This window comes from Flavobacteriaceae bacterium (genome assembly GCA_003443635.1).
GTDB lineage: Bacteria > Bacteroidota > Bacteroidia > Flavobacteriales > Flavobacteriaceae > AU392.
Genome location: CP031964.1, coordinates 1922701 through 1936951 on the forward strand (window position 1 = coordinate 1922701; position 14251 = coordinate 1936951).

14 protein-coding genes are annotated in these 14251 nt (G+C 30.6%); 6 read left to right on the forward strand and 8 right to left on the reverse strand.

What is annotated here, in order from left to right; all coding sequences use genetic code 11:
* Positions 1–3 precede the first annotated feature (3 nt).
* Complete coding sequence (locus tag D1817_08760) at positions 4–2664, forward strand: DNA gyrase/topoisomerase IV subunit A (GenBank protein AXT19972.1); 2661 nt, start codon at positions 4–6, stop codon at positions 2662–2664.
* Between the two features lies 1 nt (position 2665).
* On the opposite strand, the gene D1817_08765 is transcribed toward D1817_08760, so the two are convergent.
* Positions 2666–3037 carry a DNA topoisomerase IV gene (locus D1817_08765; protein ID AXT19973.1) on the reverse strand — a complete coding sequence of 124 codons (372 nt, stop codon included), beginning with the start codon at positions 3035–3037 and terminating at the stop codon, positions 2666–2668.
* Between the two features lie 48 nt (positions 3038–3085).
* Positions 3086–3463 carry an XRE family transcriptional regulator gene (locus D1817_08770; GenBank protein AXT19974.1) on the reverse strand — a complete coding sequence of 126 codons (378 nt, stop codon included), beginning with the start codon at positions 3461–3463 and terminating at the stop codon, positions 3086–3088.
* Between the two features lie 309 nt (positions 3464–3772).
* Between D1817_08770 and D1817_08775 the strand changes: the two genes are divergently transcribed.
* Genes D1817_08775 through D1817_08785 form a run of 3 tightly spaced genes read left to right on the forward strand, consistent with a single transcriptional unit; the run spans position 3773 to position 6004 of the window.
* Positions 3773–4939 (forward strand): peptidase M14, encoded by a 1167-nt coding sequence (locus D1817_08775; protein ID AXT19975.1) that lies wholly within the window; start codon positions 3773–3775, stop codon positions 4937–4939.
* A 57-nt stretch (positions 4940–4996) separates the two neighbouring features.
* Positions 4997–5476 carry a winged helix-turn-helix transcriptional regulator gene (locus D1817_08780; protein ID AXT19976.1) on the forward strand — a complete coding sequence of 160 codons (480 nt, stop codon included), beginning with the start codon at positions 4997–4999 and terminating at the stop codon, positions 5474–5476.
* A gap of 12 nt (positions 5477–5488) precedes the next feature.
* A complete protein-coding gene (locus D1817_08785) occupies positions 5489–6004 on the forward strand; it encodes a DinB family protein (GenBank protein ID AXT19977.1) in 516 nt (171 codons plus the stop codon).
* Positions 6005–6009: 5 nt separating this feature from the next.
* On the opposite strand, the gene aroB is transcribed toward D1817_08785, so the two are convergent.
* The gene (aroB, locus tag D1817_08790) at positions 6010–7077 is read right to left on the reverse strand and encodes a 3-dehydroquinate synthase (GenBank protein ID AXT19978.1); all 1068 of its coding nucleotides are present in this window, start codon (positions 7075–7077) and stop codon (positions 6010–6012) included.
* Between the two features lie 98 nt (positions 7078–7175).
* On the opposite strand from aroB, the gene D1817_08795 reads away from it, so the two are divergent.
* Positions 7176–8345: a proline dehydrogenase gene (locus D1817_08795; GenBank protein ID AXT19979.1), complete on the forward strand. Its 1170-nt coding sequence runs from the start codon at positions 7176–7178 to the stop codon at positions 8343–8345.
* Between the two features lie 6 nt (positions 8346–8351).
* On the opposite strand, the gene D1817_08800 is transcribed toward D1817_08795, so the two are convergent.
* The 5 genes from D1817_08800 to D1817_08820 all read right to left on the reverse strand — a co-directional run bounded on the left by D1817_08800 (position 8352) and on the right by D1817_08820 (position 12923).
* Positions 8352–8720 (reverse strand): DUF4258 domain-containing protein, encoded by a 369-nt coding sequence (locus tag D1817_08800; protein AXT19980.1) that lies wholly within the window; start codon positions 8718–8720, stop codon positions 8352–8354.
* A 39-nt stretch (positions 8721–8759) separates the two neighbouring features.
* A complete protein-coding gene (locus D1817_08805) occupies positions 8760–9959 on the reverse strand; it encodes an alanine dehydrogenase (protein ID AXT19981.1) in 1200 nt (399 codons plus the stop codon).
* A gap of 67 nt (positions 9960–10026) precedes the next feature.
* Positions 10027–10518, reverse strand: a complete 492-nt coding sequence (locus tag D1817_08810) for a hypothetical protein (protein ID AXT19982.1) — start codon at positions 10516–10518, stop codon at positions 10027–10029.
* A gap of 343 nt (positions 10519–10861) precedes the next feature.
* Positions 10862–11290 (reverse strand): tRNA (adenosine(37)-N6)-threonylcarbamoyltransferase complex ATPase subunit type 1 TsaE, encoded by a 429-nt coding sequence (gene tsaE, locus D1817_08815; GenBank protein AXT19983.1) that lies wholly within the window; start codon positions 11288–11290, stop codon positions 10862–10864.
* A 79-nt stretch (positions 11291–11369) separates the two neighbouring features.
* Complete coding sequence (locus D1817_08820; GenBank protein AXT19984.1) at positions 11370–12923, reverse strand: PglZ domain-containing protein; 1554 nt, start codon at positions 12921–12923, stop codon at positions 11370–11372.
* Positions 12924–13016: 93 nt separating this feature from the next.
* Here D1817_08820 and D1817_08825 point away from each other — a divergent pair, with 93 nt between their 5' ends.
* On the forward strand, positions 13017–14246 hold the full coding sequence (locus D1817_08825; protein AXT19985.1) for an HD domain-containing protein: 1230 nt from the start codon (positions 13017–13019) through the stop codon (positions 14244–14246).
* Positions 14247–14251: the final 5 nt, after the last annotated feature.

The window sequence follows — 14251 nt, forward strand, 5'->3', positions numbered from 1 at the left end:
AATATGATTGAAGAAAACGACGACCTAACAAACGAAAATTTAGAACATTCTGAATCACAAGAAACAATTACCAGAGTTACTGGTATGTATAAAGATTGGTTTTTAGATTATGCATCTTACGTAATTCTAGAGCGCGCTGTACCAGCGATTGAAGATGGGTTTAAGCCTGTTCAGCGTCGTATAATGCACTCTATGAAAGATCTTGATGATGGGCGTTATAATAAAGTCGCTAATATTGTTGGGCATACGATGCAGTATCATCCGCACGGAGATGCAAGTATTGCAGATGCTATGGTGCAAATAGGTCAAAAAGATTTATTGATTGATACTCAAGGAAACTGGGGGAATATTTTAACAGGTGACCGTGCTGCAGCTTCTCGTTACATTGAAGCACGAATTTCTAAATTTGGTTTAGATGTCGTTTATAATCCCAAAATAACCGAATGGCAAGCATCTTATGATGGTCGTCGTAAAGAGCCAGTTAACTTACCAGTAATGTTCCCATTATTGTTAGCACAGGGAGGAGAAGGGATTGCAGTCGGGTTATCTACAAAAATATTACCACATAATTTTATAGAACTTATTGATGCGTCAGTAAAACACCTTCAAGGAAAGCGTTTTACACTAGTTCCAGATTTTCCAACAGCAGGAATTGCTGATTTCACAAATTATAATGACGGGTTACGAGGAGGGAAAGTGCGAGTTCGTGCAAAAATTTCACAGCGAGATAAAAACACGTTGGTGATTAGTGAAATTCCATATAGTACAACAACATCATCTTTAATAGATTCTATTTTAAAAGCGAATGAAAAAGGCAAAATAAAGATTAAAAAAATAGAAGATAATACTGCAGCAGAAGTTGAGATCTTAATACACCTGCCATCAGGATTGTCTCCAGATAAAACTATTGATGCCTTATATGCATTTACCAGCTGTGAAAATTCTATATCCCCTCTAGGTTGTGTTATTGAAGATAATAAACCGTTGTTTATTGGTGTATCAGAAATGTTACGCCGTTCTACTGATAATACAGTACAACTTTTAAAAAGCGAATTAGAAATAAAACTAGGCGAGTTTGAAGAGCAATGGCATTTTGCTTCTCTAGAGCGTATTTTTATTGAAAATAGAATCTATCGTGATATAGAAGAAGAGGAAACTTGGGAAGGTGTGATAAGTGCTATAGATAAAGGGCTTCAGCCGCATGTTAAACATCTAAAACGCGCTGTAACAGAAGATGATATCACACGTTTAACAGAAATTCGAATTAAACGTATTTCTAAATTTGATATAGATAAAGCGCAACAAAAAATTGATGCTTTAGAAGAAGAGATTGCACAAATAAAACATCATTTAGCAAATCTTATTGATTATTCTATCGCATATTTTAAGCGTTTAAAGAAAGATTATGGAGATGGACGTGAACGTAAAACTGAGATTAGAATTTTTGATGATGTAGATGCAACAAAAGTAGTAATCAGAAACACCAAACTCTATGTAAATAGAGAAGAAGGCTTTGTGGGTACATCATTACGAAGGGATGAATATGTCTGTGATTGTAGTGATATTGATGATGTGATTGTATTTACTAAGGAAGGAAAGCTAATGATCACAAAAGTAGATTCTAAAACTTTTGTTGGAAAGGATATTATTCATGTTGCTGTATTTAAAAAGAAAGATAAGCGTACTATTTATAATATGATCTATCGTGATGGTACAAAAGGAGCATCATACATTAAGCGTTTTGCGGTTACAGGAGTAACAAGAGATAAAGAATACGATTTAACAGCAGGCAATAAAGGTTCTAAAGTATGGTATTTCTCGGCAAACCCTAATGGTGAAGCAGAAATTGTTAATGTGTTATTACGCCAAGTTGGAAGTATTAAAAAGCTAAAATGGGATATGGATTTTGCCGACATTATTATTAAAGGCCGTGCCTCTAAAGGTAATATAGTGACTAAATATTCTGTAAAACGTATAGAGCTCAAAGAAAAAGGAGTTTCTACCCTTAAGCCTCGTAAAATATGGTTTGATGATACTGTGCAACGCTTAAATGTTGATGGAAGAGGAGAGTTAGTAGGTGAATTTAGAGGAGAAGATCGTATTTTAGTAATTACCCAAAAAGGAATAGTTAAAACTATTGTGCCTGAAATAACAGTTCATTTTGACAGCGATATGATTGTTATGGAAAAATGGATTCCTAAAAAACCCATTTCTGCAATTTATTTTGATGGAGAAAAAGAACGTTATTATGTAAAACGTTTTATAGTCGAAAATGAAAATAGAGAAGAATTGTTTATTACAGATCATCAGAACTCACATTTAGAAATTGTATCTACAGATTGGAAACCTTTAGCTGAGGTTGTGTTTTCTAAGGATAGAGGTAAAGAGCGAAAAGATAATCTGGAAGTTAATTTAGAAGAATTTATTGCGATTAAAGGGATATCTGCTTTAGGGAATCAACTAACTAAAGATAAAATAAATCAAATTAATTTACTAGATCCTATTCCGTATGAAGCTCCAGAAGAATTACCGGCAGATCAAATGAATGTTATTGATGAGCAAATTGTAAATTCAGAATCATCGAAACCTATTCAAACATCTCTACCTGAGAGTAACTCAGAAAATAGTGATATAGATGATGAAGGGCAGATAACTTTATTTTAAGTTATTTAACGTGTTTTGCACTTCCTTTTTGTTTAAGTGCCTCTCCAACATAAGAATATTCAAATGTATATCCTGAATCACTTGTATTTAGTATTTTAAGATGAATATCTTTACGTTCTGCCATACTCTTCGGATTAATTGTTTTAAATATAACTTCACAATCGTTTATCCACCTAACAGATGAGGAATCAGTTTTGCCTTCAAATATTTCTATTTGTAAATCGGCTGTTCTGGTAAATGTAGAAACATAATCTTTACCTTCAATAGTTATACTACTTTCAAATGTTCCAATTTTAAAATCTTTGCAGTTGCGTTCAACATTATAACAACTCGTGATTAATATAAATAAAAGAAGGAAAAGTGATTTTTGCATTACATTAAATGTTTTTGCAAAATTAAGAAATACAAAATAGCAGTTGATCTAATTTTTAAAGTTTTTAAATGTACCATCTTTATAAAAAATAATAATACGATCTATATCATCATCGATTTTAATGTTATTTTCATTTTTAGAACTATCTATTGTTTTTGGAGTAGGAGGCTTAGTTCTTATTGTATTTTCTAATTTTTCTTCAGAAGGAAATTTACCTTTTCCATTTAATAACCAGTATAAATTCACTTCAGGAAAGTGATTAAGTATTTTCATTACAAATTCTAAACTTGGTTTATTTCTACCAGATAAGATATGTGAAATGCTAGAACGCTGCACACTAATCTTATCAGCGAATGCAGATGCAGATAAATTATAATAATTTATAATTTTTTGAAGTCTAACTATAAAATCTTCAGTATTTATCATATACACTACAAAAGTAAACAATCTAAATTATTTTGTAACGATGTGATTGATGATTTGTAATGGGATAATAATATAAATTTAATTTAATATTTGAATTTAGACTTCACTTAATTGTATTTAATATATTGATAATTAATTTATTATATATTTAAATGTAAATTAATTTTTTTTGTTTACAGAATTAATTTTTTAATTTAAATAATGTTTACATAATGCAAATTTAATGATTCACTATTGTGAATTTTGATATAATTATTATTTACAATTGTAAATATAGGTTTGATTACTTTTGTAAACTTAATACAGGTAATGATATCAGAAAATTGTATGCAGAATAACTTTAAACTATATAAAGAATCGAACTTGTTAGGTAGATATATCACTAATCAATCTATTGAACCTTTACTCAAAAAATTTGACGATATATCTGAAATTGATATTATTGGAGAATCTGTAAATAAACTACCTATTTATAGTATTAAGATTGGTTCAGGATCAAAAAAGATTTTAATGTGGTCTCAAATGCATGGTAATGAATCGACAACTACTAAAGCTATTTTTGATATACTAAACACATTAAAATCTGAAGAATTTAAAGGTATATTAAAAAGCTGCTCTTTATATATAATTCCAATTTTAAACCCTGATGGTGCATTAACTTATACGAGACTAAATGCAAATAAAGAAGATTTAAACCGAGATGCTCAGAATTTATCACAACCAGAAAGTATTGTGCTTCAAGAGGCATTTAAAAAAATTAACCCAGATTTTTGCCTTAACCTTCATGGGCAACGAACTATATTTAGTGCTGGCTTAACAGATAATCCAGCGACAGTAAGTTTTCTTGCGCCTGCTCAAGATAAAGATTGTACTATAACTCCTAATAGGAAACGTGCAATGGAACTTATAGCAGTTATGAATAAGAAGCTTCAACAAATTATACCTAATCAGATAGGAATTTATGACGATGCTTTTAATGTTAACTGTGTTGGTGATACATTTCAGAGCTATGGTATTCCTACTGTACTTTTTGAAGCTGGGCATATAAATCAAGATTATCAAAGAGAACAGGTTAGGGAATATATGTATATAGCATTATTAACATTGATAAATTATATTTCTGAGAATGAAGTTTCTGGAGAAAAACACCTTCCTTATTTAAGTATCCCGGAAAATGGAAAACAATTTTATGATGTTATTATTAGGAATGCAGTGATTATTAATGATAAAAAAGAAACGAAGATAGATATCGCTATTCAATTTGAAGAAACTTTAATTGATGATGAAGTGCACTTTTTACCTAAAATAGCTCAAGTAAATGAGCTTGAAGATTTCTATGGACATAAAGAAATTGATGCTGACGGAAAAGTGTTAGAATTGGAACACAAAAATTCGTTAACTGTTGGTAATGAAATTGTTTCTGTTATGATCAATAATAAATTATTCTCATTAAAACCTGTAATTAATCGAAAATAATTACATTATTATTAATCTAATTCTTTAATTTTGTTTTTTATTTAAAGAAAAAGAAAAATGGCAAAATTTAGATTAGACGAAATTGATCATCAAATTCTTGATATGTTGATTGACAATACAAGGATTCCATTTACAGATATCGCTAAAAAATTATTAATTTCTGCAGGTACTGTTCATGTAAGAGTTAAAAAAATGGAAGATGCTGGAATCATCAGAGGCTCATCATTAACTTTAGATTATCAAAAATTAGGATACTCATTTATAGCTTATGTTGGAGTGTTTTTACAAAACACTTCACAAACAAAATTTGTTCTAGAGCGTATTAATAATATTCCGTTTGTAACTGTAGCTCACATCACAACAGGGAAATTTAATATTTTTTGCAAAATAAGAGCTAAAGACACTACTCATGCTAAAGAAGTGATTTTTATGCTTGATGATATTGAAGGCGTATACAGAACAGAAACAATGATTTCTCTTGAAGAAAGCATTAATGATAAAAAACGCTTAATGCATTCTATTTTTAACGAAATGTAATTTTAGCCATATATGAAAGCTTCTCAAGTTGGTAAAAATGAATATAATGATTATTATTCTAGATATATCACAACACTAGGTGATACAGAATTAATCGCAGGATTGAAAGATAATTTAAGTAACACCTTATCTTTTTTAGAATCTATTCCTGAAAATAAGTTGGATTATGCGTATGAAGAAGGAAAATGGACAGTAAAAGATGTAATACAGCACACAATAGATACTGAACGCATCTTTAGTTATAGAGCACTTTGTTTTGCTAGAAATGACAATACAGAACTTCCAGGCTTTGAACAAGATGACTATATAAAAACAGCAAATCCTAACTCTAAGAGTAAAGAGGATTTAATTAGGGAGTATAAAGCTGTAAGAATTGCAAGTATAGAGTTATTTAAAAGCTTTACAGATGATGCTTTACAATATGTTGGTAGTGCAAGCGGAAGTCCAATGACGGCTAGAGCAGCTGGTTTTATGCTTATAGGGCATGAGAAGCACCATTATAATGTTATAAGAGAAAAATATCTTTAAATAAATTAAGAGTTATAATAAGAAAAAGCTTCTAATATCAAACTGTTATCTACAGTGCAATCTAATTTGGGAACAGAAATATCTTCTAGTAATACAAAATTAATATTGCCATGAGAGTTCTTTTTGTCAAACTTTAAGAGCTCAATAATAGCGTTGTAATCTTGAGTTTCAAAACTTATCTTATCGTATAAATTAAGAATAGATGATTTTATCATTTCCATTTTATCATCTGGAAACTGAGTTAGTTTATTCGAAATGTAAATAGCTAAGATCATTCCTATGGAGATAGCTTCTCCGTGTAACAAGGAAGGTTTATTTGGATTATCTAAAAAATAAGATTCTATGGCATGACCAAGGGTATGTCCGAAATTTAAAGTTTTACGTAAGCCAATTTCGGTAGGATCTTGTTCTACGATATCTTTTTTAATAAGAACAGATTCATAAATTAAACGATCTAAGTCAGCAACAGTTAGTGTTTTTAAGCTAATCAATTCATTCCAATAATTTTCACTTTTTATTAAGCCGTGTTTAAGCATTTCTGCTAACCCAGAACGCATTTCATTTTGAGGAAGTGTATTTAAAAACTCAGTATCTATTAATACCATTTCGCTAAAATTAACAACACCTACTTGATTTTTAAGAACACCTAAATCTACTCCAGTTTTACCTCCTACAGAAGCATCAACCATAGCTAATAGGGTAGTGGGCACATTTATATACTTAATACCTCTTCTAAATGTAGAAGCTACAAATCCTCCTAAATCTGTAATAACGCCCCCTCCTAAGTTAATAACTAACGATTTTCTGTCTGCGTCTAACTCAGATAAGGCATTCCAAACTCCAGTACAGGTTTCTATAGTTTTGTGTGCTTCTCCTGCGTCAATTTCAATAATTTCAAAATCTACTTGAGAAGTGATTTGCGACATAAAATTTGGTAAGCAAAATTTATGCGTGTTTGTATCAACTAAAATAAAAATTTTAGAAAAATTTGATGCTTCTAAATAATTGTTTAATTCAATATAACAATTTGAATTAAAGTGAATTGCATAATCTTTAGTTGAAATAGATTTCATGTAAAATGCTTAAAATATTTTGGAAGTGAAAATAAGTAGAATTTTATTAAAAAAGGAACTTGCTAATAAATATATTTGTACGATTTTAACTGCTTAAAATGAATACACGAATTTTTGAAAACACTGAAATTGCTTTTCGATTAAAAAGTAATTCAGAATTAAGAAGAGCTTATTTTTTATTTAAAATGATTTCTTATCAACCATTGGTGAAAATAGGATCTTCAATTACAAACCTTGCACTTAAAGCAAATTTACCCGTTAAAGGTTTAATTCGTTCTACAGTTTTTGATCATTTTTGTGGAGGTATAAATGAAATCGATTGCCTGCCTTTAATGGCAAAAATGTATGATGAAGGCGTTTCTTGCGTATTGGATTATTCTGTAGAAGGAAAAGACACTGAAGCACAGTTTGATGCTGCTTTACAAAAAACTTTAGAGCTTATTCATTTTGGTAGCGAAAGCGATGCAATGTCTATTACTGTATTTAAACCCACAGGGTTTGGCCGTTTTTATTTATTTGAAAAGAAAAGTGAAGGACTTCCTTTTACTGCTGAAGAACAGGAAGAATGGAATAAGGTTGTAAATAGATTTAATACAGTATGTAAAATCGCAAAATCTAAAGGAATACAAGTTTTAATTGATGCTGAAGAAAGCTGGATACAAGATGCTGCTGATGAATTGGTAGAAGATATGATGCGCATTTATAATCAGGAAATACCTGTAGTATTTAACACGATACAAACGTATAGATGGGATCGATTAGAGTATTTAAAGCAATTGCATAAAAGAAGTCAAGATGAAGGGTTTAAATTAGGCGCTAAAATTGTTAGAGGAGCTTATATGGAGAAAGAAAGAGATCGCGCTGAGGAAAAAGGTTATAAATCTCCTATTTGTATCGATAAAGAAGCTACAGATAAAAATTTTGATAATACACTAACTTATATTTTAAATAACCTGGAGACCATAGCATTATTTATAGGAACTCATAACGAAAATAGTTGCTATTTGGCTATGGAAATTATGAACACCTTAAATATTGAAAAAAATAATGATAGTGTTTGGTTTGGACAATTGTATGGCATGAGTGATCATATAAGTTATAATTTAGCTTCAGAAGGTTATAACGTAGCAAAATACGTTCCGTTTGGTCCTGTAAAAGACGTGATGCCTTATTTAATTAGAAGAGCAGAAGAGAATACGTCGGTAGCTGGGCAAACCAATAGAGAGCTTAACTTAATAGATAGAGAACGACAACGTAGAAAAAAATAATTTTAATTAATTTATTTCTATAGTTTTAATGGTTGCTTTATGTTCGCAGTTTTCTATAGTTAAGGCAATATCTTGTCCGTTGTAATTATCTTCAATTACATAAATTTTACAAAAATCTAGTTTTGTATTGCTTTTTGAGAAGTTTACATCACCGTGTTTTAAAACATAAGGTATTGCTAAAGAATCTAAATTGTTTTTAATAATCTCTGAGCTAGCATTTGAATATGCCAATCGCTTAGTACTTATATTTTTTAAAACACGAGCATCTGGCCCGTAGCTACAAGATGTTTTTTTACCGCTTAAAAAAAACGCTAAAATTACTAAACCTATAGAAAATCCTCCCAGATAATACCCAACACGTTGAATGAGTTTCATTTTTAAACTTATGTTTTGAATGTTATTGAGAATTCTAATCTAAAAAATAAGAAGATTAGGATCGCTATAATCCAAATCAAACCAATCGGCCACAGATTTACTAGTCAGAATTCCGTGGTAAAAATACAACCCATTTTTTAAACCACGATCAAAACGCAGTGCATTTTCTATACCACCATCTTCAGCTATTTTTAAAAGATAGGGTGTAAAGATGTTACTTATAGATACTGAAGCAGACCTGGAATAACGAGATGGGATGTTAGGCACACAATAATGTAGTACACCATGTTTTTCAAATGTAGAAGTGTCGTGAGATGTAATCTCGCTGGTTTCAAAGCATCCACCCATATCTATACTTACATCTATAATTAAAGCGCCATTTTTCATACTCTCCACCATAGCTTCATTAACGATAATAGGGGAGCGGTTTTTTCCTCGTACAGCTCCAATAGCTACATCACATCGTTTTAAAGACTTTATTAAATTTTTTGGCTGTAAGGTAGAGGTGTATACGGTGCGCCCTAAGTTAGTTTGTAAACGCCTTAATTTTGTAATAGAATTGTCAAACACTTTAATATTTGCGCCTAAACCAATAGCAGATCTGGCAGCAAACTCTCCAACAGTGCCTGCACCTATAATAACCACTTCGGTAGGAGGGACGCCACTTATATTACCAAACATAAGTCCGTTGCCTCCATTAACGTTAGATAAGATCTCTGCTGCAATTAAAACAGACGCTGTACCTGCAATTTCACTTAATTGGCGTACAGCAGGGTAAGTGCCATCGGCGTCTCTAATAAACTCAAAAGCTAATGCGGTAATACGTTTTGTAGCTAAAGCTTCAAAATACGATTTAGATTGCGTTTTTAATTGTAATGCAGATATGATTAGCGATTGTGGGTTAATGAGCTTAATTTCTTCTAAAGAAGGTGGTTCTACTTTTAGTATAGTAGGGCAGGAAAATACTTTGGCAGTATCTTTGGTGATTTCTGCACCCGCTTCGCTATAATTTTTGTCTTTAAAATTAGCGCCACTACCTGCGCCAGATTCTAAAAGTACACGATGCCCGTTGCTTACCAACGCCGAAACGGCATCTGGAGTAAGGCATACACGTTTTTCTTGAAAAGAAGTTTCCTTAGGAATACCTATAAATAGATTGCCTTTTTGTTTAAGAACTTCTAGAGTTTCTTCTTGAGGTAATAATTGCTCTTTGGTGAAAGGAGAAAGTGATTTACTCATAGTTTGGTTATTGATACCAAATTACAAATAAAGTTTGAAATTGTATTTATAAATAAAAACTAAGTTTTTAAAAATAATCTGAAAACTTACCAAAGAAGCTTTTAGGTTTAATTTTAAATTCTTCTTCTAATTCTTCCATGCTTTTATTAGCATCATTTAACTTATTAAACATTTTTGCTCGCATTAAATAAATGGAAGGAATTATAACTGCCATAACAGGTAATAAGTATAAGATTTGGTTTGTTTCCGCAATTTCGATTTCATCATTTAAAATTTCCATTATTTGATAAATATACATTGCAATTGGAACTAAAATGACATGATACCACCATTGTCGACAGGTGAAAATCCAGATGAATAATAAGAGTAGAGGTATAATCTTATTTAATAATGTCCAAATTAAAACTTGAACATCTTCATAATAGCCACTAGTAAATGATCCAAAAAAAGTATCCCAAGTCGGTTGACTTGGGACATTTTGCCATAAAGAAAATAAATAAGGAGTAATAGCAATTAAAGTTGCGATTAAACTACCTATAATTAATTCTTTTTTACCCAAGTTCCCCTGACGAAGAACTATCTCCCCCTGGGATTTTGATTTTTGCTTTTCTCGTTGCTGTGTCTTGGCCATCTAAATTTGTATTTAGAGCATCAACAGTGTACAATACACCTCCGATTAAAATAGCTACAGCTAAAATGATTTTTTTTGTTTTCATAATTCAAGGGATTTAATTAATTAATTATGTTATCAAAGTTAAATAACAGTCTAACTTTTAGTAAGTTAAAATTGTTAAAATTTTGTTAACGAATTAATTTTAAACCGCTCGTATACTACGGTTTTACCGTAGTTTTATGATTTTAATTCGGGGTCTGAGTTCACTATTTCTAGCTATTCATTAAAATTATTTTTTATTTATTTCGTCAAAAACAACCAATTTTAAGGCTCTGGAGCCGTTTTTTAGTGTTTTTAACTCTAAAATTTCAGTTTCAAAAGGCAGAATTCTGCTAATTCTCTCCGGCCATTCGATAAAATTCCAACGTCCAGAGTAAAAATAATCTTCAATTCCGATATCTAAAACTTCAATTTCATTCTCGATTCTGTAAAAGTCAAAATGATATACCAAATCATTTTTAACTTCGTATTCATTAACTAAAGAAAAAGTTGGACTTGAGGTTTTTTCATTACCTCCTAATGCATTTACTAAAGCATTAATAAATGTTGTTTTACCAACTCCCATCTCTCCATAAAACAAAATCGTTTTTGTTTTTACATTTTGAAGTACTTTTTTAGCGACTTCGTCAATGTGCTCAATGTCAAATTCTAATGTCAATCTCTTTAATTAATACACAAATATAATAAAAAAATATTAAAAAGTGCATTTTGTCGGATTTTTTTGCAATTCAAGGATATTATTTAGGATTTAAAGTCACAAAAGGAATGATGACCTCTTCTAACGAAACGCCTCCATGTTGATACGTATTACGGTAATAACTTACATAATGGTTGAAATTATTTGGGTAAGCAAAAAACAAGTCGCTCTTCGCAAAAATAAAGGAACTACTCATGTTTATGGAGGGTAACCCTATATCTTTCGGAGATTTTGAAGCATACACTTCTTTGTTTTCGTAAGTTAAACTACGACCCGTTTTATACCTTAAATTTAAACTGGTGTCCCGATCTCCAACTACTTTAGAAGGGTTTTTTACATTAATAGTGCCATGATCTGTAGTAATCATGAGTTGAAATCCTAATTGCTGTGCTTGATGAATAACGTCTAACAAAGGTGAGTTTTTAAACCAACTAGTGGTTAAAGAGCGATAAGCTTTATCGTTAGAAGCCAACTCTTTAATAACTTCCATTTCTGTTTTAGAATGAGATAACATATCTACAAAATTATAAACGATCACTGTAAGGTCATTATCCTTTTTAGATTTAAAATTATCTGCTAACTTTTTACCACCTCTTAAATTAGTGATTTTAAAATATTCGTATTTTAAATTACTTAAACCTAAACGCTTCATCTGAGCATCTAAAAACTCGCCTTCATAAAGATTTTTACCGCCTTCGTCTGTATCGTTCTTCCAATATTCAGGATGTAAACGTTCCATTTCACTAGGCATTAAACCTGAGAAAATAGCATTTCTAGCATACTGAGTGGCAGTAGGAAGGATACTATAATAAGATATTTCTTCTTCTTTTTTATAGTAGTTGCTAATAAAAGGTTCTAGTGATTTCCATTGATCGTAACGTAAATTATCAATCACAATTAATAATGTTGGTTTCTCTTTAGTGAGTTTAGGTGCTACTTTGGTTTTAAATAAATTGTATGACAATACAGGAGCGTCTTCTGAGTTTTGAAACCAATCTGCATAATTTTTATCTATAAATTTTCCAAACTGTAAATTCGCTTCATTTTTTTGAGATTCTAAAATCTCAAACATTGCGGGGTCATCAATAGCTTCTAATTCAATTTCCCAATAAATTAATTTTTGATAAAGCTCGGACCACTCTTCGTAGGTATTTACTATAGATAAATCCATAGCAATTTTACGAAACTCTTGCTGATAATTAGATGTTGTTTTTTCTGAAACTAATCGTGTATGGTCTAAATTCTTTTTTAAACTTAATAATATTTGATTTGGATTTACAGGTTTTATAAGATAATCGGCAATTTTACTGCCAATAGCTTCTTCCATTATATATTCTTCTTCACTTTTAGTGATCATCACTACAGGGAGGTTAGCGCGCTTTTCTTTTATTTCAGACAGTGTTTCAAGCCCTGTAAGCCCTGGCATATTTTCATCTAAAAAAACAATATCGAAGTTTTTAGTTTCAATAACATCGATAGCTTCTGTGCCGCTTTGGCATTTAGTAACATTGTAATTCTTTTTCTCTAGAAATAATATGTGAGGCGTTAATAAATCTATTTCATCATCGACCCAAAGAATGTTTATGTTATTCATATATTTATATTTGTAAAAATTTAATTGATGTAACGCTCGTATGCTTCTAAATAAAATAATATTGAGTAATACTATTAATAGCCATATTGCTTAATGAACTCTAAAAATAAACTCAAGATATTTAACGACCCAATTTACGGATTTATTACAATACCAAATTCGCTAATTTTTGATTTAATCGAACATCGTTATTTTCAACGCTTACGCAGAATTACTCAAATGGGGATGTCTTATTTAGTTTACCCTGGAGCGCATCACACACGATTTCATCACGCATTAGGGTGTATGCATTTAATGCAAAAAGCAATTAGAATACTTCGCTTTAAGGATGTTGTGATTTCTGAAGAAGAGGAAAATGCCTTGTTAATTGCAATTTTACTACATGATATTGGTCATGGCCCTTTTAGCCATGCTATGGAACACAGTATTGTAAATAATGTAACTCATGAAGAGATTTCGCTATTATTTATGGAACAGTTAAATATTGAATTTAACTCAAATTTAACCTTAGCAATTAAAATATTTAAAGGGGAATATCACAGGAAATTTATGTGCCAGCTTATTTCGGGTCAATTTGATATGGATAGAGCAGATTACCTGAAAAGAGATAGCTTTTATACAGGTGTTGCAGAAGGTAATATTAATAGCGAGCGTTTAATTACGATGCTTAATGTTGTGGATGATGAATTAGTTGTAGAGGCTAAAGGTATTTATTCTGTTGAGAAATTTTTAACAGCTAGACGATTAATGTATTGGCAAGTTTACTTGCATAAAACCAGTTTGGTTGCAGAACAGCTTTTAATTAGGGTTTTAAGACGTGCTAAAGAGTTAACCAAACAAGGTATTGAGTTAAGGGCGAGTAATGCTTTAATGTTTTTTCTAAAGCATACTATTGATAAAGATTCTTTTAATGTAGATGTGTTAAATACATTTGCACAATTAGATGATTATGATATTATATCTGCTATGAAAGAATGGCAATATCATGATGATTTTGTATTAAAAAATCTTTGCGATATGATTATAAATAGGGATCTCTTAAAAATAAAACTTAAGAATAAACCTATTAAAGAGGTTAGTGTAAAAGAACAAATAGCTTCGTTAATGGATAAATATAATATAACTTTCTCTGAAGCTAGTTATTTCGTTTTTAAAGGAGATATTACCAATCAGGCCTATGAAATAAAAAGTCAAAATATTAATATACTATACAAATCAGGTAAAATAGTAGATATTGTTAAAGCTACAGATCTTTTAAATTTAAAAGTTTTATCTAAACCTGTAACTAAATATTATATATGTTATCCAAAGGAGAAACTTTAATGCAT